The organism is Streptomyces sp. NPDC104313 (genome assembly GCF_055583985.1).
On sequence record NZ_JBVJMW010000003.1, the window covers coordinates 66032 to 88967 of the forward strand.

Here is a 22936-nt window from a genome sequence, read left to right on the forward strand (position 1 = left end):
CGCTCCGGCGGAGGACCGCGGGTTCACACAGCGCACTGCGACGTTCGATGGATACGCGCCACGGACCGACCGGATTCCGGTCCGTCGAACGGTGTATCCCCGTTCGTTCTGCGGGGTGAGGACGGGGTCACGCTCCGTTTCTATGCTGATCAGGACCCGTCAACGGTGCGCGGCGCGCCGGCGCACGTTCTCGAAGGAGAGTGGCCGCTCATGAAGCAGGCGTCGAAGAATCTGCTGGAAGGTGTCATCACTTTCGCCGTGGGCTTGGCCCTACGGCTGTTCACGGACGGCGTGGAGACCCCCGTCATCACACTGACGAAGGTCGGCGTCGTTCTGATGGCCATCGGCGGAGTGCTCATCGTGATGGGCTTGTTCCAGTCGACGCGCGGCTCGAACCCCGTCAAGCGCGACTGACGGCGCCCTACGGCGTCCTGCCGAACACGGCCGGACCCACTGGTGGGCCCCGTGATGCCCGACGTGACACGCCGGTTGATCGCCGAGTTCGCCGCGCGCGGTCCGCAGCCGGAGCGCGCGGAGGTCGGGCCCGGACCGCCCGGCCGCGGAGCGAGGTGAGCCTGGACCGCGCGGTCCTCCCATCGCTTGACCCCGCGCGAGCGCGAGGTCCTGTCCTGCCTCGGGAAGGCCCGACCCATGCCGACACCGGCCTGCCTCGGGGAAGGCCTGTCCCATGCCGACACCGCCGCTCGTCCCGACACGGCGGAGTCGACGGTGAAGGCCCACGTCAGCCGAGTGCTGGGCGAGCTGAAGTCACGCAACCGGGTGCAAGCTGCGGTGCCGGCAGAGGCGTTGCGTGCCTGCGCCAGCACCGCCGCCAACTCCTACCGTCCGCCCTCGGCCATGCCGTGGACCGCGGGGACCGTGCCCAGACGGCCGGCCTGGAAGTCCTCGAAGGCCTGCTTCAGCTCGGCCTGACTGTTCATCACGAACGGTCCGTAGTGCGCCATCGGCTCCCGGATCGGGCGGCCTCCGAGGAGGACGACCTCCAGGTCCGGGGTGTTGCCGTCCTGTCGCTCGTCCGCGCGGACGGTCAGTGAACCGCCGGTTCCGAACACCGCGGTCTGCCCCATCGCCACGGGGCGGCGCTCCGCGCCGACCGTGCCGCGCCCGGCCAGGACGTAGGCGAGGCCGTTGAAGTCCTCGCGCCACGGCAGGTTCACCTCGGCGCCGGGCCGGACGGTGGCGTGGATCATCGTGATCGGGGTGTGGGTTATCCCGGGCCCCTCGTGTCCGTCGAGTTCACCGGCGATGACCCGGAGCAGCGCGCCGCCGTCGGGGGAGGCGAGCAGCTGGACCTCGCCGCCGCGGATGTCCTGGTAGCGCGGGGCCATCATCTTGTCGGCCTTGGGCAGGTTCACCCAGAGCTGGAGGCCGTGGAAGAGCCCGCCGGACATGACGAGCGACTCCGGCGGGGCCTCGATGTGCAGCAGTCCGGATCCGGCGGTCATCCACTGGGTGTCGCCGTTCTCGATGGTGCCGCCGCCCCCGTTGGAGTCCTGGTGGATGAAGGTCCCGTCGATCAGGTACGTGACCGTCTCGAAGCCGCGGTGCGGGTGCCAGGGGGTGCCCTTCGGCTCGCCGGCCGCGTACTCCACCTCACCCATCTGGTCCATCATGATGAACGGGTCGAGGTGCCGGTAGTTGATCCCCGCGAACGCGCGGCGGACGGGGAAACCCTCGCCCTCGAATCCGCTCGGCGCGGTCGTGACGGCGAGGACGGGTCGGGATGCGGCGTCACCCGAGGCGGCCACCTTGGGCAGGGTCAGCAGGTTGTCGACGGTCACTGCGGGCATGGGAGCCACCTCCGGGCGAGTGTTCTGCCATCAATTTAGTTGAATGGTGAACATCCCGCAAGGCGTCGCGTATTCCCGGGCGGCCACACCGATGGGCCCACCCGTGACCCGACAGCGAAAAGGGCCCGCGCCACTCCTGGCACGGACCCGTGTCCGAAGAACGAGACAGCAGGTCAGCGACCCACCGAGAGAGCACGCCTACCCGTACATACGGCGCATCGCGAAGTCGACCATCTGCTCGACGGCCTTGGCGTCGAAGACCATCCGGTGATCACCCTCCATGTCCAGGACGAAGCCATAGCCCGTCGGCAGCAGGTCGATCACCTCGGCCCCCGTGATCACGAAGTACTTGGACTCCTTGCCCGCGTAGAGCCGCAGCTCCTTCAGCGTGGTGAACATCGGGATCACCGGCTGCTGCGTGTTGTGCAGCGCCAGGAAGCCCGGGTTGTCGCCGCGCGGGCAGTAGACCTTCGACGTGGCGAAGATCTGCTGGAAGTCCTCGGCGGAGAGGGAGCCGGTGGTGAAGGCCCGTACCGCGTCGGCCAGGGAGGGCGGCGACGGTTCGGGATACAGCGGCTGCTCGCCGTAGCCGCCGCCCATCTGACCCATCTGGCCCATCTGACCCATCTGGCCCATCTGCTGCTGAGCACCAGGGTTCTGGTCGTAGCCGTACATGCTGCAAAGAGTAATCGGACACATCTACGGCTTGAGGGGTTGCGCCTTATTACTGACGGGTAGCATCATCGTAGAGGTCAGCTGATAGACCTACGCCTGCCTGTCGCCCGACCCGCATCACTCCCCGGGGCGCTGTGCGCCACTGCTATGGATTACGGAGCCTTCCCATGGGGCACTACAAGTCGAATCTCCGCGACATCGAGTTCAACCTCTTCGAGGTCCTCGGGCGCGACAAGGTGTACGGCACCGGTCCGTTCGGTGAGATGGACGTCGACACCGCGAAGAGCATCCTGGACGAGATCGCGCGCCTCGCGGAGAACGAGCTCGCCGACTCCTACGCCGACGCCGACCGCAACCCGCCGGTCTTCGACCCGGAGACCAGGACCGCCCCGGTCCCGGCGAGCTTCAAGAAGTCGTACCAGGCCTTCATGGACTCCGAGTACTGGCGCCTGGGTCTCCCCGAGGAGATCGGCGGCACCACATCGCCCCGCTCCCTGATCTGGGGCTACGCGGAGCTGCTGCTCGGCGCGAACCCGGCCGTGTGGATGTACTCCTCCGGCCCGGCGTTCGCCGGCATCCTCTTCGACGAGGGCAACGAGGAGCAGAAGAAGATCGCGGAGATCGCCGTCGAGAAGCAGTGGGGCTCGACGATGGTGCTGACCGAGCCGGACGCCGGCTCCGATGTCGGCGCCGGCCGGACGAAGGCCGTGCGGCAGGAGGACGGCTCCTGGCACATCGAGGGTGTGAAGCGCTTCATCACCTCGGGCGAGCACGACATGTCCGAGAACATCATCCACTACGTGCTGGCCCGCCCCGAGGGCGCCGGCCCCGGCACCAAGGGCCTCTCGCTCTTCATGGTCCCGAAGTTCCACTTCGACCGGACCACCGGCGAGCTGGGCGAGCGCAACGGCGTGTACGCGACGAACGTCGAGCACAAGATGGGCCTCAAGGCCTCCAACACCTGCGAGATGACCTTCGGCGACCGGCACCCCGCCAAGGGCTGGCTGATCGGCGACAAGCACGACGGTATCCGCCAGATGTTCCGCATCATCGAGTTCGCCCGCATGATGGTCGGCACGAAGGCGATCGCCGCCCTCTCCGCGGGCTATCTGAACGCGCTGGAGTACGCCAAGGAGCGCGTCCAGGGTCCGGACCTGGCGAACTTCATGGACAAGTCGGCCCCCAAGGTCACCATCACGCACCACCCCGACGTACGCCGCTCGCTCATGACGCAGAAGGCGTACGCCGAGGGCATGCGCTCCCTCGTCCTGTACACCGCCTCCGTCCAGGACGCGATCCAGGAGCAGGAGGCCGCGGGCGAGGACGCCAAGGCACTCAACGGCCTCAACGACCTGCTGCTGCCGATCGTGAAGGGCTACGGCTCCGAGAAGTCCTACGAGCAGCTCGCGCAGTCGCTCCAGACGTTCGGCGGCTCCGGCTACCTCCAGGAGTACCCGGTCGAGCAGTACATCCGGGACGCCAAGATCGACACCCTCTACGAGGGCACCACGGCGATCCAGGGTCAGGACTTCTTCTTCCGGAAGATCGTCCGCGACCAGGGCGCCTCGCTCAACACGCTCTCCGAGGAGATCAAGAAGTTCCTCGCGGGCGCCCACGGCAACGAGGAGCTGGTCCCGGCGCTGGACTCGCTCGCCAAGGCCGCCGTGGACCTGGAGGCGATCGTCGGCACGATGATCACCGACCTCACCGCGACCGGCGAGGACGTCAAGAACATCTACAAGGTGGGCCTCAACACGACCCGCCTGCTGATGGCCTCCGGCGACGTCGTCGTCGGCTACCTGCTGCTCAAGGGCGCGGCCGTGGCGGCCGAGAAGCTGCCGACCGCCTCCGCCAGGGACGTCCCCTTCTACCAGGGCAAGATCGCCGCCGCGAAGTTCTTCGCCGCGAACGTCCTGCCGGGCGTCTCGACCGAGCGCGCGCTCGCCGAGTCCGTCGACAACTCCCTGATGGAGCTGGACGAGGCCGCGTTCTAAGGAATCGCTCGCCCGTTTCGTCAACGCGTGCCGCCATCCGGACTTCGTTCGGGTGGCGGCGCTGTCGTATCAGCTGGGTACGCTGAGTACACGGCCCGGAATCCCGTCCATGGGAGGAACCATGACCGCCGAGGCACTGCCCGAATCGCTGCACCGTCAGTCGGACGGCTCCCAGTGGCCGGTCCCGCCCGCGGACGGCTACACCGTGGACGAATTCTTCACGCTTGACCTCCCGCCGCACACCGAGCTGATCGACGGGAGCCTGGTTCTCGTGAGTCCGCAGCGGAAGTTCCACACGCTGGCGATGTATCTGCTGGAACAGGGGCTGCGCGTCCATGTCCCCGGCCACCTGCGAGTACGCCGGGAGATGGCGGTCGTCCTGGGCAAGAGGAGTGTGCCGGAGCCGGATCTGGTGGTGGTGTCGGCGGAGGCGGACGGCAACCAGCTGCAGACCCGCTACCGGGCCGCGGACGTCCTCCTCGCCGTCGAGGTCGTCCCGCCCGACTCCGAGGACCGCGACCGGGACACCAAGCCGCACACGTACGCGGCGGCGGGCATCCAGCACTTCTGGCTCGTCGAGATGACCGGCGAGATGGACCGCCCCATGGTCATCACCTATGAGCTCGACCCGGTCAACAGGACGTACGTCTCCACCGGCGTCCACCACGACCGGCTCAAGCTCTCCGCCCCCTACGACATCGACATCGACCTGACCGCGATCGACGAGCTGTAGGGCGGCCGAACTCCCCGGTCACCGGATACCGGACCCCGAGTCCTCGTTACAGTGAAGAACATGAGTTCCCCTCTCCGGTTCGACCGCGCGCACACCGATGACCTGATGTCCTTCCTGGCGGCCAGCCCGTCCCCGTACCACGCGGTGGCGAACGCCGCCGGGCGCCTGGAGCAGGCCGGCTTCCGGCAGGTCGAGGAGACCGCCGCCTGGGACGCGTCGGCCGGCGGGAAGTACGTGCTGCGCGGCGGGGCGATCGTCGCCTGGTACGTGCCGGAGGGCGCCGGGCCGCACACCCCGTTCCGGATCGCCGGGGCGCACACCGACTCCCCGAACCTGCGGGTGAAGCCGCTGCCCGACACCGGGGCGCACGGCTGGCGCCAGATCGCCGTCGAGGTCTACGGCGGCACCCTGCTGAACACCTGGCTCGACCGGGACCTCGGCCTGGCCGGACGGATCTCCCTGCGGGACGGCACCCACCGGCTGGTCAACATCGACCGGGCGCTGCTGCGCGTGCCGCAGCTGGCCGTGCACCTGGACCGTTCGGCCAACACCGAGGGGCTCAAGCTCGACCGGCAGAAGCACATGCAGCCGATCTGGGGGCTCGGCGCCGTCGAGGAGGGCGACCTGATCCGTTTCGTCGCCGAGGAGGCGGGCGTCGACGCGGAGAACGTCACCGGCTGGGACCTGATGCCGCACGCCATCGAGCCGCCCTCCTACCTGGGCCGGGACCGGGAGCTGGTGGCCGGGCCCCGGATGGACAACCTCCTCTCGGTGCACGCCGCGACCGCCGCCCTGGCCGCCGTCGCCGGGCAGAGCGACGCCGACATCCCGTACATCCCGGTGCTCGCCGCCTTCGACCACGAGGAGAACGGCTCCCAGTCCGACACCGGGGCCGACGGTCCGCTGCTGGGCTCGGTGCTGGAGCGCTCGGTGTTCGCGCGCGGCGGCACGTACGAGGACCGCGCCCGCGCCTTCGCCGGGACGGTCTGCCTCTCCTCCGACACCGGCCACGCCGTGCACCCCAACTACGCGGAGCGGCACGACCCGACGCACCACCCGGTCCCCAACGGCGGGCCGATCCTCAAGGTCAACGTCAACATGCGGTACGCCACCGACGGCAGCGGCCGTGCGGTGTTCGCCGCGGCCTGCGAGAAGGCGGGCGTGCCGTGGCAGAGCTTCGTGTCCAACAACGCGATGCCCTGCGGCACCACGATCGGACCGATCACCGCGGCCCGGCACGGCATCCAGACCGTGGACATCGGTGTGGCGATCCTCTCGATGCACAGCGCGCGTGAGCTGTGCGGCGCCGACGACCCGTATCTGCTGGCGAACGCGCTCGCCTCGTTCCTCGCGGGCTGAACCGCCCGCGCAACCGCCTCCTCACACATGGTTGTTGCCGGGCCGGGTACGCGACACGTACACCGGCCCGGACTCACCGGGCGGTCGAGGAGGCGGGATTCATGGGACTCGGAGGATGCATTCTCCTGATCGGTGGGGGCGCGATCCTGGCGTTCGCCACGGACTGGCAGATGGACACCGTCAACGTCGACCTGGTCGGCTGGATCATGATGCTCGTCGGCCTGGTGGGGGTCTTCGTCTACATGAGCATCGCGCGGCGTCGCCGTATGATCGTGCCGCCCACCACCACCGTCGTCGCGGACGACGAGCACCGCTACCGCTGACGGACCGCGCGACGGCCGGTCCGCGCTACCGCTGACAGTGCGCGCGACGAGGGGTCCGCGTGGCCGAGCGGTCCGGCTGTCGGACCTCCTCCGCCCTCTCAGCTCTGCTCGTCCATGCCCGCCAGCACCAGCGGCAGCCGGGGCGTTCCCTGCGCGGTCACGCGGACGGGGACGCCCCAGTCCTGTTGGTGCACATGGCAGGCCGGGTACTCATTGGCCGGGTCGTCGTCGCAGGACGCCGCCATCGCGGAGACGTGCAGCACACCCTCGGTGACCCCGTCCGCGAGGACCAGGTCGCGCCCGAGGTCCGTGCCCGCGCCGGAGCCCTCCGCCAGCAGCTCCGGAGGGGTCGCGGAGACCAGCAGCCGGGTCGAGGGGCCGTAGCGCGTGTCCAGCTTCTGGCCCGCCGGCGCCTGGAAGACGACGTCGAGGCGGAGGGCGCCCGGGGCGATCTCGGTGGCGGCCCGCCGGGTGCGGTGCGCCTGGTCGGCGACCCGGACCGCCTCCTCCGGCAGCCGGAGCCGGGTCAGCCGGTGGCGGGCCGACTCGACGACGATCAGATCGCCGTCGACCAGCACCGCGTCGCTGGGCTCGCGGACATCGGTGACCAGCGTGGTGACCTCGCCGGAGACCGGATCGTACCGGCGCAGGGCGTGGTTGTACGTGTCGCTGATCGCGACCGACCCGTCGGGCAGCGCGGTCACGCCGAGCGGGTGCTGGAGGAGCGCCTGGGAGGCTGCCCCGTCGCGGTGGCCGAAGTCGAAGAGACCGGTGCCGACGGCGGTGCGGACGTGCTCGGCGCGGTCGACCCAGCGCAGCGAGGAGGTCTCCGAGTCGGCGACCCAGAGCCGCTCCCCGTCGGCGGAGACGGCGAGCCCGGACGGCTGGGCGAACCAGGCCTCGGCGGCCGGCCCGTCGAGGCGGCCCTCGTTGGTGGTCCCGGCGGCGACGCGTACGGTCGCGCCCTGCGGGTCGTACGTCCACAGCTGGTGCACGCCCGCCATGGCGATCCACAACCGGTCGCCGAACCAGGCGACGTCCCACGGCGAGGAGAGGTCCACCTCGCGCGCCGGACCGCTGGTCGGGGTCCCCTGCCACCACTGGCGGCCGGTCCCGGCGAGGGTGCTGGTCACGCCGGTCGTGAGGTCCAGGGCACGGATGGCGTGGTTGACGGTGTCCGCGACGGCGATCCGGCCGTCCGGGAGCACGGCGAGCCCCTGCGGTTCGCTGAACCGGGCCTCATCCGGGCCGCCGTCGTTCAGGCCGCGCTCGCCCGTGCCGAAGTGACGGCGTACGGTCTCGCCGTCGGCGTCCAGCTCGACCAGACGGTGCCGGGTGGTGTCGGAGACCAGGAGGCCCCCGTCCGGCAGGAGCAGTGCCTTGCCGGGGAAGCGCAGATGTGTGGCGACGGGCTCGGGCGCCACGTAGGGGCCGTCGCCGCGGCGGAGCGTGCCCTTCGCCCCGTGCTCGTCCTCCAGCTCCTCGACGAGCTTCTCGATGGCGTGCGCATGGCCCTCGCCCGCGTGCTGGGCGACGACGTATCCCTCGGGGTCGATCACGACGAGCGTCGGCCAGGCGCGTACGGCGTACTGCTTCCAGGTGGCCAGCTCGGGGTCGTCGAGGACGGGGTGGTGGACCCCGTAGCGCTCGACGGCGTCGACGACGGCCCGGTGCTCGGCCTCGTGGACGAACTTCGGCGAGTGGACACCGATGATCACCACGGTGTCGCGGTGCTTCTCCTCCAGCTCGCGCAGCTCGTCCAGGACATGCAGACAGTTCACACAGCAGAACGTCCAGAAATCCACAACAACGCACTTACCTCGCAGGTCGGCGAGGGTGAGCTCATTGCCGCCGGTGTTCAGCCAGCCGCCCTTGCCGATCAGCTCGGGGGCACGGACACGGGCACGCTTGCGGGGTGCGGGCGCGGGAGTGGGCGCCGGAGCAGCATCGTTCATCCTTCAAGCTTGCCATCCGCCCGTGAACGCAGGATCACGCCGGTGCGAACCGCCTGCTCAGGGCATGCGCTCCACCACAGCGACTTCCGAGAACTCCCGCAGAAAGGTCATGTGACCGGTCCGGCCCGTGTGCTCGATGCACATGTCGGTACACACGTCCGCGATCCCGGTCGGCGCGGCAGTCCACTGGCAGTCCGGGTTCAGGCACCGCGCCGTGGCCGTCGTCTCCGCCGAGGGGTGGCGGTGCATGACGTAGCTGACGTACCGGAGCACGGCCCTCACGGTCATGCCGATTCCCCAGGGTGCGGGTGGTTCCGAAGCTCCACGTTGCGATCGCTGACCGTGGAGTGGTCGCCCCGGTGACGGGCTTCCCGGCGCTGTACGGCCAGGGCAGCGCATACGCCGCAGTCGGCCGCCGGTACGGGGTACGGGGCTGTTCGCAACGGCAGCTCTACCGGGGGTTGCGCATACGTGATCGTCTTCACGGCCCCGCTCCTCTTGTCGTCCGTGTAGCGACCACGCTAGGAACAGTGAAGCCGCAACTCCCAGAAGATTGCATGAGGTTGCACGGTTGTCACCTGAGGGCCTGAATGGCGCTGGTGATCAGCGCGCGGGCCTTCGCCCCATAGACCGCCATCTCGGCCAGTTCCGTGAATGTGTCCGCGTACGCGGCAACCTCGCTCGGCTGGGTCAGCGTGAGGTAGCCGGAGACCAGCTCGACGTTGACCTGTGCCGTGTCGAAGATCCAGAAGCCTTCCACCGGCATCCGGGACCGATCGGTCCGCGTGGGCACCACGCCCAGGCTGACGCTGGGCAGGGAGCCGACCGTAAGCAGGTGGCTGAGCTGCTCCTCCTGCACGTCCGGCCCGCCGAGACCGTTACGCAAGACCGACTCCTCAACCAGGAACGCGAACCGGCGGTCACCCTCGTAGAGGACGCGCTGACGCTCCATGCGCACGGCGACGGCATCGGCCACGTCATCGACCTCGACCCGTCTCCGCTGCACGGCACGCAAGACGGCTTCCGTGTAGCCGTAGGTCTGGATCAGGCCCGGAACGAACCACGAGGAGTAGGAGCGGAACCGGCGGGTTCGTTCGAAGAGCGGCAGACGGGCTTCCTGGGCGTGCCTGAGCCCAGCGCGCTCCATGCGTCGCCAGCCGATCCACATGTCTTCGACGGTCCGCAGCGAGGCGATCAGGTCGTCCGTCTGCCCTTCGGCCCCGCACGCGTGGCACCAAGCCCGGATGTCGTCGGCGGACGGAGGCGTACGGGCGTTCATGATCCGGGATGACTTGGACGGGTGCCATCCGCAGAGCCGGGCGAGATCGCGCCCGTTCAGGCCGGAGTCCCGGCAGAGCTCAGCGAGTCGGTTCGCCAGCGCCTGCCGGGCCTGCTGGGCACTCGAAGAGGGAGAGACAGCCATGGTGGTGATCGGTCAGCGCGGCTTGTACTCCTCGTGCGGGATGGCTCGTTGCCAGACGGCCTCGAACGCCGTGGTGCACAGCTGGACCCGCGCAGGATCGTCGGTGTACTCCCGCCCGTCCTCGTCCAACTGGCCCTCTCCGGTGAAGTGGTGGAAGAGGGATTGGCTGCCGTCGAAGACCCAGAAGTCCGTACCTGGCAACGCCAAGTCCGTCGTCTGCCGGCGGGGCAGCCACCGGACCATCTCACCCGCAGCGAGATTGGTGAAGGTGCAGTCGTACTCATAGCGCACGTAGTCACTGATCGGCTCGGACACGATGCGGACCCGGCGAACCACCACTCCGCGCGCCGTGGCAGCACTCACCGCGTCGTGCCAGCCGCCCCACCACGACGACCGATCAGCCGGGTCCAGCCGTTCGCCCTGCTGCCAGGCAAGGAACTCCGGGTCATCGAGCATGTAGCTGTCACGCAACTCAAGATGCACGGCCGACTGCTGTGCGCGGGACAGTGCGTTACGCGCGGGTGGCTGCACTTCCGGCTTCTCCATTCTCGTCTGGGCGTGGGATGTACTTCAGCATCACCGCGGGAAGCCTGATGATCGTTTCGTGGTCCGGCACGTCCGTGGAATGCCCGGGGACCGAGCCGATCTCCTGGCAAGCCTTCACCTCTTCCACCGTCGCCTTGTACGACTGGATCAGCAGGTCACCGGTCTCTTCATCGAGCCAGATGGTCGGGGACTCGTCGGTCGGCGTGTTCGGGATGATGCCGAGGAACCTTAGGTTCACGATCACTCCAGGTGTCGAGTCGGTTGCACCAACGTGCACGAGCCTCACCCCTGTGGCTGACCAGCGCAAGAGGGCGTCAGGACAAGCTTGTTGGTTCACGGCGCGGGTACGACGAAGCCCCCGAAAGCCACCCAGCACGGGCAGCCACCGGAGGCTCCAGCAACCCTTCGCACAACCTATGCCCCCTTTAACGGGGGCGTTCCCAGGGTCTCAAAGAGGCCGTTTCCCCGTGGCCGCAAGCGTCGGCAGTCCAAAAACGGAGCCGCAACCAGGGCGCATTTTCCGAGCTGGGGCCGGGGGCGCAGTGAGGGCCGCGCCTGAACTTTGGACATCCCGGTGACGAAGTGACGGAATGACGATTAGTTCTGATCCACTCATAGAAACAACAACACTTCTATAAGAGGTAACGGAGAGAGAGCGTCACTTCGTCACTTCGTCACGCGTGCCCGCTGCCGACAGCTGGAGGGGTTACGCCGGCGCTCAGATGACGCTGTCGGTACCCAGCTTCGCCCAATGGATCTGGATGCGTTGCTCAGGGATGATCCGCTGTCCGCGCACTCCCTTCGTCACTTCGACCCGGTCTATCGCGAGTGACAACCGGCCGCGCCGGTCTTCGTTCGTGGCCTCAGCCCACGCCTCACGCAGGATGAGGCCGTCAAGCATCGGCGACACGTCCACAAACGGCATGGGGAGCTTGCGAAGATCGGCGCCAAGCCCTTCGATGCGCCCCCTCAGACGCTCTGCAAGCCGGTTGTAGCGCTCCACAGCTGCGGGGCCACTGAACTCACCGCGCACGTATCGCGCGTCCTCCAGATCGGCGAGGCGGGCTTCCTCATCCTGGATCTCAGCAGTAAGCGCATCACGTTTCGCGAAGGTCTCCGGGTCCACGCGGTGGACCCAGCGGTCTGCGATCGCGACAAGCAACGGGTCGTCCGGTTCGAGCGCTGGGAGCTTCGTGAGGAACTGTTCCGTCACGTACTGGTCAACCGCATCAGCCAGCGCTGACGCTCCGATGCACTGGTTGCCCGCGCGGCGAGCCATGCACTGGTAGCTGCCTCCCACCCGGTGCATCCGGCGACCACAGCCGGGTACCGCGCAGTAGACGAGTCCTGTGAGCAGAGCCGTCCCCTCGGGCTTCGGCCGCCGTTCCACCGGCGCGCTGGGATACGTCCTGGGCTCGCTCATGAGGCGATCCTCCAGCCGTCGCCGAGACGCGGGGGGATCTCGTACGTTTCCCACTTCGGGACGTCCCGCAGCAGGTGAGACCGAAGATCCCGTCCACCTCGTCCGTGTCTTCGGAATCTCGATCACCACTGCCATGAAGCACATCCACGCTGCCCACCCCCACCGCGCCGGCCCTGTTCCTCGCCGAGGCGGAGGCAGCCGGCCTGCCCCGGCCGGCATGTGCACCCCCGAATAGCTTCGCTCCAGGACCCTGACCTGCCTTCACGATGGCGGCAGCTCGGTGTTGAGTCCCTGGGCAGGCACTCGCTCGATGCGGGTCCAACCCCTCCAGCCCCGCTCCTCCAGGATCGCCAACAGCCGCGCGGCGTGCGGTGAGGACTCGGCCATGGTCGAGTCCAGCAGGTCGACGAACTGATCGTCGATGCCGTCGTCGGCACCCACGTCGCCGGCCTCCACAGCGCGAACCATCAAGCGCTCCATGATGTCGGCGACCTCGGCGATCCGCGGATCGCCGGCCGTCCAGTCGAGTGCCCCGCCGAGAAGGCTGTAGAGCTTCACCATGTCGGGGTCGTCCAGCTCCTCGTGCTTCTTGGCGATCACGGAGTCGATCGAGTGCGGCACCTGGGCGGCGATCATGATCCAGGCGTCCCGCTCCATCTCGATGTACCGCTCCTCGACGCCGAGACCACGCAGCCGGTCGAGGTAGTCCACAACGCTCTGCGGAAGCGCCAGGTGCTCTCCTGCGGCGAGCCTGGCGAGCCGGCTGCGAGTGTCCTGCAGCCGCCGGATCTCGGCGCGCAGGGCCTTGTCGATCTCCTGGGCGCCGCCGACGAACTCCTCCGGGCCGGCGGTGAGGAGTTCCTGCACCCGGGCCAGCGGCACGCCGGCGTCAGCGAGGGTGCGGATCCGGATCAGTCGCACGACCGCGGCGGCGTCGTAGGTCCGGTATCCGGACCGGTCGCGCTCGGGCTCCGGCAGCAACCCGATCCGGTGGTAGTGACGCACCGCCCGCACTGTCACCCCGGCGTACGCCGCGAGCTGGCTGATGGTGAGCATGGGTCTCAGCCTGCCTCAGGCGATCTTCCGGCGGTAGGCGGCCATCGCGAAGACGTACGCCACGACGAGGATGCCGACGCACCACGCGAGGGCGGTCCAGATGTCGTCGCCGACCGGCTGCTGGGCGAACAGGTCGCGGATCGTGTTGACGATCGACGTCACCGGCTGATGTTCGGCGAACCAGCGCACCGGGCCGGGCATCGTCTTCGTGGGCACGAACGCCGAACTGACAAACGGCAGGAAGATGAGCGGGTAGGCGAACGCGCCCGCTCCCTCGACCGACGACGCGGAGAGCCCGGGGATCACGGCGAGCCAGGTCAGCGCCAGGGTGAACAGGAACAGGATGCCGGTGACCGCGAGCCATGCCGACACTCCTGCCCCTGAGCGGAAGCCCATGAGCACAGCGACGCCCATCACGAGCACGAGCGCGATCAGGTTGGCGACCAGAGAGGTGACGACGTGGGCCCACAGCACACCCGACCGAGCGATCGGCATGGACTGGAATCGTTCGAAGATCCCGCTCTTCACATCGGTGAACAGCCGGTACGCGGTGTAGGAGATGCCCGACGCGATGGTCATGAGCAGGATGCCGGGCAGCATGTAGTTCACATACGAGACCGACCCGGTATCTATGGCGCCGCCGAACACGTAGACGAACATCAGCATCATGGCGACCGGCGTGATGGCGGTCGTGATGATGGTGTCCATGCTGCGGGTGACATGGCGCAGAGTCCGCCCTGTCAGCGCGGCAGTGTCGTTAAGGAAGTACCCGGTCATCCTCGTCCCCCGGTTGTCGTGCCAGTGGCGTCGCTCTTGTCGCCGCCGCCGATGACTGCGAGGAAGATCTCCTCGAGAGTCGGCTGCTTCTCGACGTATTCGACTTTGGCGGGCGGGAAGAGCTGTTTGAGCTCGGCGAGGGTGCCGTTCACGATGATCCGCCCCTGGTGAAGGATCGCGATCCGGTCCGCCAGTTGCTCGGCCTCGTCCAGATACTGCGTGGTGAGCAGCACCGTCGTTCCGTGGCCGGCCAGCTCCTTCACCGCGTCCCACACCTCGATGCGCGCCTCGGGGTCGAGACCGGCCGTCGGCTCGTCCAGGAAGATCACCGGCGAATTACCGACGAGGCTCATCGCGATGTCCAGTCGGCGGCGCATCCCACCCGAATACGTGGACACTCTCCGCTCGCCCGCCTCGCTCAGCGAAAAACGCCTGAGCAGGTCATCCGCGATGGCGCCGGGGTCCTTGGCGTGGCGCAGCCTGGCGACGAGGCGGAGGTTCTCCCGACCGCTGAGGATCTCGTCGACGGCGGCGAACTGTCCGGTAAGACTGATGGACTCACGCACGCTCGCCGGTTGCGTGGCAACCTCGAAGCCCTTGACGCTCGCCACCCCCGCGTCGGCTTTCAGGAGCGTGGCGAGAATCCTCACGGTCGTGGTCTTGCCCGCCCCGTTGGAACCGAGCAGGGCGAAGATACTGCCCGGCGCCACGTCGAAGTCCACACCGCGCAGCACTTCGAGCTTCCCGTACGACTTCTTGAGACCTTGCACGCGAATCGCCGGACCGGCGATCGGTTGGGCTGTCATGGTCATTCTTTTCCTCCTTCGCGAAGCAGTTCCAGGCGATTGCGCGGAAGCTCCTCCCGGAAGAATGGAGGGTTGACCCTGCGTCAAGGTCAAGCCTGTTCCGATCACGGCATCCAGATCACCGGTCGGTCAGACACATCGCAGCGACGACGGACTGCTTGCCCCGAGCTCCGTAGGCCGCGAGCCCGCCGTACTCATAGCTGTCGGTGAACCAGTCACGCGTCGGTTCCTGCCACTCACCGGCCAGAAACGGTCTCGGACGAGAGCACGGGGCTCCGATTCGTGGACCGGGCGAGGTGAGCGAACTGCCTATGCACCACACCCAGCGGCTGCGCATCCAACCCACGGTCGAGCTTGCACACGACCAGCACAGCCATGGCACCGGTCGACACCGTGACCGCCTGCGCGCATTCCGCCGGGCCCCGGGGGAACCTGTGCCCCATGAGACTTCTCGTACGTGAGCGGCTGTTCGCCATCGGCGACGACTACTGGATCGAGGACGACGGGGGCCGCAAGGTCTTCCTGGTCGACGGCAAGGCGATGCGGCTGCGCGACACCTTCGAGCTGAAGGACGCGGACGGCCGGGTCCTGGTCGAACTGCGGCAGAAGCTGATCAGCCTGCGCGACACGATGCTCATCGAGCGGGGCGGCGAGGAGCTCGCCAAGGTCAAGCGCAAGCGGCTTTCGCTGCTCCGCAACCACTACCGGGTGACGCTGGTGGACGGCACGGAGCTGGACGTCAGCGGCAGGATCCTGGACCGCGAGTTCGCCATCGAGTACGACGGCGAGCTGCTGGCCCGGATCTCGCGCCGCCTGCTGACCATCCGGGACACGTACGGCATCGACGTCGTCCGGGACGACACCGACATCGCGCTGCTCATCGCGGTGGCCATGTGCGTGATCGTGCTGGCGGACAAGGAGAACGGGGGCTGAGCGCCTGCCCGCGCAGAGGGCCTGAGCGCCCACCCCGCACGGGGGGCCTTCAGAGCGGCGGCGCGAGCCCCAGCCGGCGGTCCTTCAGCGCCGGGAACTGCTCCCGGGTCGCGCGCACCTTCGCCGGGTCCAGTTCGACGGTCAGGACCTCCTCGTCCGCGCCCGCCTGGGCCAGCACCTCACCCCACGGGTCGACGACGATGCTGTGCCCGGCCTGCTGGACGTCACCGTGGGTGCCCGCCGTCCCGACGGCGAGCACGTACGCCTGGTTCTCCACGGCACGGGCCTGCGTCAGGAGCGTCCAGTGGGAGCGGCGGCGCTCGGGCCAGCCCGCCGCGATAACCAGCGTCTCGGCGCCCGCGTCGACGAGCCCCCGGAACTGCTCGGGGAAGCGCAGGTCGTAACAGGTGGCGAGGCCCAGGGTGGTGTCCGGCAGCGCGACGGTCACCAACTCCTCGCCGGCGCCCATCATCACCGCCTCGCCCCGGTCGAAGCCGAAGCGGTGGATCTTGCGGTAGACAGCTGTGCGCTCGCCCTGGGGCGAGAAGACCAGGCTGGTGTTGTACAGGGTGCCGTCGTCCGCCCGTTCGACGAAGGATCCGGCGTGCAGCCAGGTCCCGGCCTCGGCGGCGGCCTTCGCCATCACCTCGTGCGTGGGGCCCTCCAGCGGCTCCGCCTCCGCCTCGAAGGCGGTGTAGGCGAATGCCCCGACCGGCCATAGTTCAGGGAGAACCACCAGGTCAGCGCCCCGCTGGGCGACCACCAACGAGGCAGCTCGCACCCTGCGGGCATCGATGGATTCGTCCGGTTCCACTGCGATCTGGATGAGGGAGGCGCGCACACTACCACCGTCCTGGCATTCGAGCCGTCAACACGGGCCTACGATCGTCACACGAAAGCACTGCCGGGGTGCCTGCTCGCAGCGTAACTTAGCGGTCGAACCTCCCACGCAGCTCGCCGACAGCGCCGTCGGTGTCGGCCCTCCCGCCGGCACTCCTGCCCATGCACCGCAGAACCGCACGAGGGGTCCCGTGACCGTCCATCCCAGCCTCCAGCCCTACACCGACGCCGCGACCCACTCCATCGAGGCGATAGCCGAGCTGGTGAAGCCCCTCGCCGAGGGAGAGTGGAACCGCCGTACGCCCTGCCCGGGATGGTCGGTGCGCGACGTCGTGTCGCACGTCATCGGCGTGGAGTGCGAGATGCTCGGCGACCCCCGGCCGATCCACACGCTGCCGCGCGATCTGTACCACGTACAGAGCGACTTCGCCCGCTACATGGAGATGCAGGTCGACGTCCGGCGGCACCACACCGCCCCGGAGATCACCTCCGAGCTGGAGTACGTCCTCATCCGCCGGGCCCGCCAGATCCGCAACGAGTCGCGCAGCCCCGAGACCAGGGTCCGCGCGCCGCTGGGCACCGAGCAGACCCTCGAAACAGCGCTGAACCTGCGGGCCTTCGACCTCTGGGTGCACGAGCAGGACCTGCGCGCCACGCTCGGGCAGCCCGGCAACCTGGACTCCCCCGGCGCCCTGATCGCCCGGGACATGCTGCTCTCCGGGCTGCCGAAGGTGGTGGCCAAGGGTGCGGGCGCGCCCGCGAATTCGGCGGTCGTCTTCGACGTGCACGGCCCGGTGGAGTTCCTGCGGACGGTACGGGTCGACGCGGAGGGCCGCGGTTCGGTGGACGGCGCGCCCTCGCTCGGCCCCGCCGTGACACTGTCGCTGGACTGGGAGACGTACGTCCGGCTCGCCTGCGGCCGGGTCCGCCACACGGCCGTCGCCGACCGGGTCAAGGTCGAGGGCGACCAGGAGCTGGCCACCGCGATCCTGGACAACTTCGCCGTGACCCCGTAGCACCGTCCCCGCACCCCGGCGGCGCCCGTCCCGGACCATGGGCGACGGGCGCGCCGCCGAGCGCGTACGGAACGGCTAGACCGGTACGTGCACGGCCTCGACGCGGCTCACCACGTGGTGATCGCGTTCCCTGAGCGCCGCCCGGCGGCGCAGCCGCAGGATCTGGGTGATACCGAGCGCCTCCAGGACGAAGACCGAGGCGAACGCGATGCGGTAGTTGTCGCCCGTGGCGTCCAGCAGAACCCCGACGGCGAACAGGGTGGTCATCGAGGCGACGAAACCGCCCATGTTGACGATTCCCGAGGCGGTGCCCTGACGCTCGGGGGGATTGGCCGGCCGGGCGAAGTCGAAGCCGACCATCGAGGCCGGTCCGCAGGCGCCGAGTACCACGCACAGGACGACCAGCAGCCACATCGGCGTGTGGTCGGCCGGGTAGAGGATCGCGGAGGCCCAGAACAGGGCCGTCGTCGCCACCGTGCCCAGCGCGATCGGGACCCGTGCCTCGTGGTGGCGGGCGATGATCTGCCCGTAGACGAGCCCCACCACCATGTTGGACAGCACCACCAGGGTGAGCAGCGTGCCCGCCGTCGCCCGGCTCAGCCCCTGCGCCCCGACCAGGAACGGCATCCCCCACAGCAGCAGGAACACCATCGCCGGGAACTGGGTGGTGAAGTGCACCCACATCCCGAGCCGGGTCCCGGGCTCCCGCCAGGCGGCGGCGATCTGCCGGCGGACGTACACGGCTCCGGCGTGCTCGGCGGGCGGCGGCTCGTGGCCCTCGGGGTGGTCCTTGAGGAACAGCACGAGCGGCACCAGCACCACGACACCGGCCAGCGAGCTGCCGACGAACGTCGCGGTCCAGCCGTAGCTGTGCAGCGCCCGGGCGATGAACAGCGTCGAGACGAGGTTGCCCGCCATCCCGAACAGCGCCGCGACCTGGCCGATCAGCGGCCCGCGCCGGGCCGGGAACCAGCGGCTGCCGAGCCTCAGCACGCTGATGAACGTCATCGCGTCGCCGCAGCCGAGCAGCGCGCGGGCCGCCAGCGCCATGCCGTACGAGGGGGAGAGCGCGAAGCCGAGCTGCCCGACGGTGAACAGGACGGCCCCGATGGTGAGGACCTTCTTGGTGCCGAGCCGGTCGACCATCAGGCCGACGGGTATCTGCATGCCCGCGTAGACGAGCAGTTGGAGGATCGAGAACGTGGACAGCGCGGAGGCGTTGACGTCGAACCGGTCGGCGGCGTCGAGTCCGGCGACGCCCAGGCTCGTACGGAAGATGATCGCGACGAAGTAGACGGCGACGCCGATGCCCCAGACCCAGGCGGCACTCCTGCCGCCGGGCGGGTCACCGGGCAGCGACAGGGTGGGCGCGGCGGCCGAACTCACCGGTCCTCACCCCGCACCAGCACCCGCACCCGGCCGACATGGCGGCGCACGACCAGGGCCGCTCCCTCGGCGTCCCCGGCCCGGATCGCCTCCAGCAGCTCACCGTGCTCGATGATGTTGGCCTCGATCCTTCCCGGGTGGGCCTCCATCACGGCGACGCCCATCCGCAGCTGACGGTCGCGCAGCTGGTCGTAGAGGCGCGAGAGGATCTCGTTGCCGGCGTTCTTCACGATCTCGGCATGGAAGCAGCGGTCCTTCACCGCCACCTCCGCCAGATCGCCGTCCTCCGCCAACTGCCGCTGCTCCTTCAGGAGCTGTTCCAGCCGGGCGATCAACCGCGCGGAGGCGGGTACCGCCTTGCGCGCGGCGAACTCCTCGACCAGCAGCCGGGTCTCCACCACGTCCTTGATCTCCTGCGCGGAGACGGCGAGCACGAGGGCGCCCTTCTTCGGGTAGAGCTTGATCAGCCCCTCGACCTCCAGCCGCAGCAGCGCCTCGCGCACCGGCGTCCGGGAGACGCCGACCGCGTCCGCCAGGTCCCCTTCGGTGAGCAGCGTCCCGCCCTCGTAACGGCGGTCCAGGACGGCTTCCTTGATGTGCGTGTAGACGCGCTCGGCGGCGGGCGGGCGCTTCAGGGAGGAGGTCGGCGGCTGTACGGGGGCGGAGGGTGCGGCAGGCATGCGCACAGCATAGATACAACATGTACGCATGAGGAGCTACGTCCGGATTCTGGACGGCGTCCAGCTGTCTGCGCCGGGGCCCTTGCGTTACGTTGAGCGGGTGACAGGTCACGCCATCGAAGAGGTACGTCTCACCGCGTTCAAGAGCTTCAACGGCGCGGTGCTCCCGCTGGCACCTCTCACCGTTCTCATCGGGCGCAACAGCAGCGGCAAGTCGAACGCGCTGGACGGGCTGGAGGTCCTCTCCCGGCTGGCACACGGGGACGACATCAGCGAGGCACTGGAGAGCCGGCGCAGCGCGGGCGGGCCGGTGCGAGGCGGGTTGAACGGGTGCGTGCCGCACGGCTCGGACCGGTTCGCACTGGGTTGCACGGTCAGCACGGAGTACGGCCCCATCGGGTTCGACGTGACGATCACGGTGGATCCGGGCGTGCGGATCATCGAGGAACGGCTCACCGGCCCGACCTCGAACGGCACCAAGACGCTTCTCTCCAGCGGCGAACTCCACGTCCAGCGACCCGACATCGAAGCCTCCTGGCACAACGGCAAGCCGGGGCGAAACCCGAGAGCTCTCTTCCGCGGCAATCGGCTGCTGACCTCCCAGCTCCCGCAGCGCGTGCCCGGTGACAGCGGTGGAGAGATCGACACGGTCTGGGCTGCCGAAGCACTGCTGACCGCCCTCACGGGGGCTTTCCACCTCGATCCGGTCCCGCACCTGATGCGCCAGTACGTACCGGCGCGCGACTCCCGTCTCCGCAGAACAGCAGAGAACCTCTCCGCTGCGATCGGCGACATCGAACGGCACGACGAGGAGATCTTCGAGAGCCTCGTCGGCCTCCTCCGAGGCTTGGCCGATCACGACATCGAACGGCTGGTCGTCACCAGGTCGGAGCTCGGGGACGTCATGCTCGCGCTCGACGAGGGGCCGCTGGGGCTCACCCCCGCCCGCGAGATGAGCGACGGAATGCTCAGGTTTCTCGCGATCACGACTTCGCTGCTGACCGGTGGCGGCGGACTCGATCTCGGGCCCGCGCCGGAGAGCGACTTCCGTCGATCGCTGACGCTGGTGATCGAGGAGCTGGAGAACGGGCTGCATCCCTCTCAAGCGGCGGAAGTCCTACGGCTCGTCCGTGGAGCGGCGACGGAGAACGCGACCCGAGTCCTCATCACCACCCACAGCCCGGCCCTGCTCTCCGCCCTCAGCGGTGACGATCACCAAGGCGTCATCGTCTGCTCAAGGGACCGGGCCACCGGCACCAGCCTCCTGACCCGGCTGACCGAGCTGGAGGGCTACGCCACGGCGATGGGGTCGGGCCCGCTGGGCGACGTGGTGACCCATGGCCGGCTGGTGCGGGAGGAACGCGGCGAACGGGACTACGCGGAATTCGACCGGCTCCTCGGGATCGGATGAAGCATGGCGAGGGGGGTGGAGTTCGTCGACACGTCGATCCTGCGCAATCTGCTGGAGGTCCCCGGCAAGTGCCAGGACCGCAAGCAGGTGATCGACGAACTGAAGAGAAGACGTGATCGCCGGAACACGGATCTCCTGCTGCCGGTCACCGCGATCATCGAAACGGGCAACCACATCGCCCAGGTGTCCGACGGACGGGCCCGCCGGTCCTGCGCGGAACGGCTTTCCGCAGTCCTGACCACGGTCATCGAGGGCAAGGCGCCCTGGGCACTCAACGAGGTCGAATGGGACGCGGCCCACCTGCGAGCCCTTGTGGACGGCGGCCGTACGGGAAGCAGCCTGATCGAGCACGCCTGCAACAGACTCGGCTGCGGCGATCTCAACATCCTCATTGAGCGGGACCGCTATCTCGCACGTACGTCCGGGGTACGGGCCACGATCTGGACGCTCGACGAACTCCTCTCCTCCTACGCCTGAGCGAACCGCTTACGGCGCCGCCCTGACCGCCACGGTCAAGGCTGCGCAAATTCACCCCATCAGCAACACATCCATTGCCCGCCCTCAGGAGTCTCACCTCCGAGCGGCACCCTTATGTGGCCGCATATCAGGGGCATTTGGAGCGTTCAGTTGAAAATCGGCATCAAGCGCATCAATCGCACCACCGTCACGGCCACCGTGACCCTCACCGCCGGTGCGGTGCTCGCGGGCAGCGCCTTCGCCTCCACCGCGCAGGCCGCCGCGCCGCCGACCCCGAAGATCGTCGCCAAGGGCGGCTTCGTGATGAACAACGGCACCGGGAAGACCCTCTTCACCAAGTCCGCGGACACCCGACGTTCCACCGGCTCCACCACCAAGATCATGACGGCGCTGGTGGTCCTGTCGCAGAAGAACGTGAACCTGAAGTCCAAGGTCACGGTCAAGAAGGCGTACAGCGACTACATCGTCTCGAAGAACGCCTCGTCCGCCCGGCTGATCGTCGGCGACAAGCCCACCGTGGGCCAGCTCCTCTACGGCCTGATGCTCCCCTCCGGCTGCGACGCCGCGTACGCCCTGGCCGACAAGTTCGGCTCCGGCAAGACCCGTGCGGCCCGTGTGAAGTCGTTCATCGGCAAGATGAACTCCACGGCGAAGAGCCTCAAGCTGAAGAACACCCGTTTCGACTCGTTCGACGGCATAGGGGGCGGCAACAACTACTCGACGCCCCGTGACCTGACGAAGATCGCCAGCAAGGCGATGAAGAACTCCACGTTCCGCTCGATCGTCAAGACCAAGTCGACGAAGCAGAAGGTGACCACGAAGAGCGGTGGCTACCGCAACATGTCGTGGAGCAACACCAACAAGCTGCTCAGCAGCTACAGCGGCGACATCGGCGTCAAGACCGGCTCCGGCCCGACCGCCAAGTACTGCCTGGTCTTCGCCGCGACCCGTAAGGGCAAGACGGTCATCGGCACGGTGCTCACGTCGTCCTCCGAGGCGAACCGCACCGCCGACGCGAAGAAGCTGATGGACTACGGGTTCAAGAAGTAGCCCGCACGCGTTGTACGGCGAAGGGGCCCGGGCCCGCACACATCGTGCGGGCCCGGGCCCCTTCGGCGTACGTACGGCTACGGCTGCCGGCGCAGGTCGGCCGTAAAGGCGTCCCACGCGGCGGGCGCGAGGGTGAGGACGGGGCCGCCGAGGCGCTTGGAGTCGCGGACGGCGACAGTACGGGGGATGTTGCGGGCCACTTCGACGCACTCGCCGTTGCCGCTGCTGTAGCTGGACTTGACGAATTCGAAGTGGGGCACAG

The 22936-nt window shown here is 68.6% G+C and carries 26 protein-coding genes; 11 read left to right on the top strand and 15 right to left on the bottom strand.

Going from position 1 to position 22936, the window contains the following annotated elements; translation table 11 throughout:
- Positions 1-210: 210 nt before the first annotated feature.
- On the top strand, positions 211-414 hold the full coding sequence (locus tag ACZ60Q_RS07320; RefSeq protein ID WP_469629720.1) for a DUF5708 family protein: 204 nt from the start codon (positions 211-213) through the stop codon (positions 412-414).
- A 237-nt stretch (positions 415-651) separates the two neighbouring features.
- Positions 652-933, top strand: a complete 282-nt coding sequence (locus ACZ60Q_RS07325; RefSeq protein ID WP_469629723.1) for a LuxR C-terminal-related transcriptional regulator — start codon at positions 652-654, stop codon at positions 931-933.
- On the opposite strand, the gene ACZ60Q_RS07330 is transcribed toward ACZ60Q_RS07325, so the two are convergent.
- Positions 840-1811 carry a pirin family protein gene (locus tag ACZ60Q_RS07330; RefSeq protein WP_469629725.1) on the bottom strand — a complete coding sequence of 324 codons (972 nt, stop codon included), beginning with the start codon at positions 1809-1811 and terminating at the stop codon, positions 840-842. The genes ACZ60Q_RS07325 and ACZ60Q_RS07330 overlap by 94 nt on opposite strands.
- Positions 1812-2009: 198 nt before the next feature.
- A complete protein-coding gene (locus ACZ60Q_RS07335) occupies positions 2010-2486 on the bottom strand; it encodes an SseB family protein (protein WP_018957229.1) in 477 nt (158 codons plus the stop codon).
- 167 nt (positions 2487-2653) lie between these two features.
- Here ACZ60Q_RS07335 and ACZ60Q_RS07340 point away from each other — a divergent pair, with 167 nt between their 5' ends.
- From ACZ60Q_RS07340 to ACZ60Q_RS07355, 4 genes are all read left to right on the top strand, one after another.
- Positions 2654-4480 (top strand): acyl-CoA dehydrogenase, encoded by a 1827-nt coding sequence (locus ACZ60Q_RS07340; RefSeq protein ID WP_469629727.1) that lies wholly within the window; start codon positions 2654-2656, stop codon positions 4478-4480.
- Positions 4481-4589: 109 nt separating this feature from the next.
- Entirely contained in the window at positions 4590-5213 is a 624-nt protein-coding gene (locus ACZ60Q_RS07345) for a Uma2 family endonuclease (protein WP_469629730.1), read from the top strand.
- Between the two features lie 60 nt (positions 5214-5273).
- Positions 5274-6572: a M18 family aminopeptidase gene (locus tag ACZ60Q_RS07350; RefSeq protein WP_469629732.1), complete on the top strand. Its 1299-nt coding sequence runs from the start codon at positions 5274-5276 to the stop codon at positions 6570-6572.
- A gap of 101 nt (positions 6573-6673) precedes the next feature.
- Positions 6674-6895 carry a DUF6458 family protein gene (locus ACZ60Q_RS07355; RefSeq protein ID WP_469629735.1) on the top strand — a complete coding sequence of 74 codons (222 nt, stop codon included), beginning with the start codon at positions 6674-6676 and terminating at the stop codon, positions 6893-6895.
- 98 nt (positions 6896-6993) lie between these two features.
- Here ACZ60Q_RS07355 and ACZ60Q_RS07360 read toward each other — a convergent pair whose 3' ends face one another.
- The 9 genes from ACZ60Q_RS07360 to ACZ60Q_RS07400 form a co-directional block, all read right to left on the bottom strand.
- Positions 6994-8850, bottom strand: coding sequence for an NHL domain-containing thioredoxin family protein (locus ACZ60Q_RS07360; RefSeq protein ID WP_469629738.1), 1857 nt, complete (start codon positions 8848-8850; stop codon positions 6994-6996).
- A gap of 57 nt (positions 8851-8907) precedes the next feature.
- Positions 8908-9138, bottom strand: coding sequence for a DUF7848 domain-containing protein (locus ACZ60Q_RS07365; protein ID WP_469629740.1), 231 nt, complete (start codon positions 9136-9138; stop codon positions 8908-8910).
- A 286-nt stretch (positions 9139-9424) separates the two neighbouring features.
- Positions 9425-10273, bottom strand: coding sequence for a helix-turn-helix domain-containing protein (locus ACZ60Q_RS07370; RefSeq protein ID WP_469629742.1), 849 nt, complete (start codon positions 10271-10273; stop codon positions 9425-9427).
- Between the two features lie 12 nt (positions 10274-10285).
- Positions 10286-10804, bottom strand: a complete 519-nt coding sequence (locus ACZ60Q_RS07375; RefSeq protein WP_469629745.1) for a DUF6879 family protein — start codon at positions 10802-10804, stop codon at positions 10286-10288.
- Positions 10785-11057 (bottom strand): hypothetical protein, encoded by a 273-nt coding sequence (locus tag ACZ60Q_RS07380; protein WP_469631222.1) that lies wholly within the window; start codon positions 11055-11057, stop codon positions 10785-10787. The genes ACZ60Q_RS07375 and ACZ60Q_RS07380 overlap by 20 nt, the downstream gene beginning before the upstream one ends.
- 480 nt (positions 11058-11537) lie before the next feature.
- Entirely contained in the window at positions 11538-12242 is a 705-nt protein-coding gene (locus ACZ60Q_RS07385; RefSeq protein WP_469629747.1) for a recombinase zinc ribbon domain-containing protein, read from the bottom strand.
- Positions 12243-12503: 261 nt separating this feature from the next.
- Entirely contained in the window at positions 12504-13298 is a 795-nt protein-coding gene (locus ACZ60Q_RS07390) for a MerR family transcriptional regulator (protein ID WP_469629750.1), read from the bottom strand.
- 15 nt (positions 13299-13313) lie between these two features.
- Positions 13314-14075 carry an ABC transporter permease gene (locus ACZ60Q_RS07395; RefSeq protein WP_469629753.1) on the bottom strand — a complete coding sequence of 254 codons (762 nt, stop codon included), beginning with the start codon at positions 14073-14075 and terminating at the stop codon, positions 13314-13316.
- Positions 14072-14881 carry an ABC transporter ATP-binding protein gene (locus ACZ60Q_RS07400; RefSeq protein WP_469631225.1) on the bottom strand — a complete coding sequence of 270 codons (810 nt, stop codon included), beginning with the start codon at positions 14879-14881 and terminating at the stop codon, positions 14072-14074. The genes ACZ60Q_RS07395 and ACZ60Q_RS07400 overlap by 4 nt, the downstream gene beginning before the upstream one ends.
- Positions 14882-15322: 441 nt before the next feature.
- On the opposite strand from ACZ60Q_RS07400, the gene ACZ60Q_RS07405 reads away from it, so the two are divergent.
- On the top strand, positions 15323-15814 hold the full coding sequence (locus ACZ60Q_RS07405; RefSeq protein ID WP_469629756.1) for an LURP-one-related/scramblase family protein: 492 nt from the start codon (positions 15323-15325) through the stop codon (positions 15812-15814).
- Between the two features lie 49 nt (positions 15815-15863).
- Here the strand turns inward: ACZ60Q_RS07405 and ACZ60Q_RS07410 are convergent, their stop codons facing one another.
- Positions 15864-16655, bottom strand: coding sequence for a carbon-nitrogen family hydrolase (locus ACZ60Q_RS07410; RefSeq protein WP_469629759.1), 792 nt, complete (start codon positions 16653-16655; stop codon positions 15864-15866).
- A gap of 190 nt (positions 16656-16845) precedes the next feature.
- On the opposite strand from ACZ60Q_RS07410, the gene ACZ60Q_RS07415 reads away from it, so the two are divergent.
- A complete protein-coding gene (locus ACZ60Q_RS07415) occupies positions 16846-17670 on the top strand; it encodes a maleylpyruvate isomerase family mycothiol-dependent enzyme (protein WP_469629761.1) in 825 nt (274 codons plus the stop codon).
- A 75-nt stretch (positions 17671-17745) separates the two neighbouring features.
- On the opposite strand, the gene ACZ60Q_RS07420 is transcribed toward ACZ60Q_RS07415, so the two are convergent.
- Both ACZ60Q_RS07420 and ACZ60Q_RS07425 read right to left on the bottom strand, forming a co-directional pair.
- On the bottom strand, positions 17746-19056 hold the full coding sequence (locus tag ACZ60Q_RS07420; protein WP_469629764.1) for an MFS transporter: 1311 nt from the start codon (positions 19054-19056) through the stop codon (positions 17746-17748).
- Positions 19053-19736, bottom strand: coding sequence for a GntR family transcriptional regulator (locus ACZ60Q_RS07425; protein WP_469629767.1), 684 nt, complete (start codon positions 19734-19736; stop codon positions 19053-19055). The genes ACZ60Q_RS07420 and ACZ60Q_RS07425 overlap by 4 nt, the downstream gene beginning before the upstream one ends.
- Before the next feature lie 28 nt (positions 19737-19764).
- On the opposite strand from ACZ60Q_RS07425, the gene ACZ60Q_RS07430 reads away from it, so the two are divergent.
- The 3 genes from ACZ60Q_RS07430 (at position 19765) to ACZ60Q_RS07440 (ending at position 22674) form a co-directional block, all read left to right on the top strand.
- Positions 19765-21147, top strand: a complete 1383-nt coding sequence (locus tag ACZ60Q_RS07430; RefSeq protein WP_469629770.1) for an AAA family ATPase — start codon at positions 19765-19767, stop codon at positions 21145-21147.
- A gap of 3 nt (positions 21148-21150) precedes the next feature.
- Entirely contained in the window at positions 21151-21624 is a 474-nt protein-coding gene (locus tag ACZ60Q_RS07435; RefSeq protein ID WP_469629773.1) for a hypothetical protein, read from the top strand.
- Positions 21625-21774: 150 nt separating this feature from the next.
- Positions 21775-22674 carry a D-alanyl-D-alanine carboxypeptidase family protein gene (locus tag ACZ60Q_RS07440; RefSeq protein WP_469629776.1) on the top strand — a complete coding sequence of 300 codons (900 nt, stop codon included), beginning with the start codon at positions 21775-21777 and terminating at the stop codon, positions 22672-22674.
- A 77-nt stretch (positions 22675-22751) separates the two neighbouring features.
- Here ACZ60Q_RS07440 and ACZ60Q_RS07445 read toward each other — a convergent pair whose 3' ends face one another.
- The gene (locus tag ACZ60Q_RS07445; protein WP_469629779.1) at positions 22752-22934 is read right to left on the bottom strand and encodes a DUF397 domain-containing protein; all 183 of its coding nucleotides are present in this window, start codon (positions 22932-22934) and stop codon (positions 22752-22754) included.
- Positions 22935-22936: the final 2 nt, after the last annotated feature.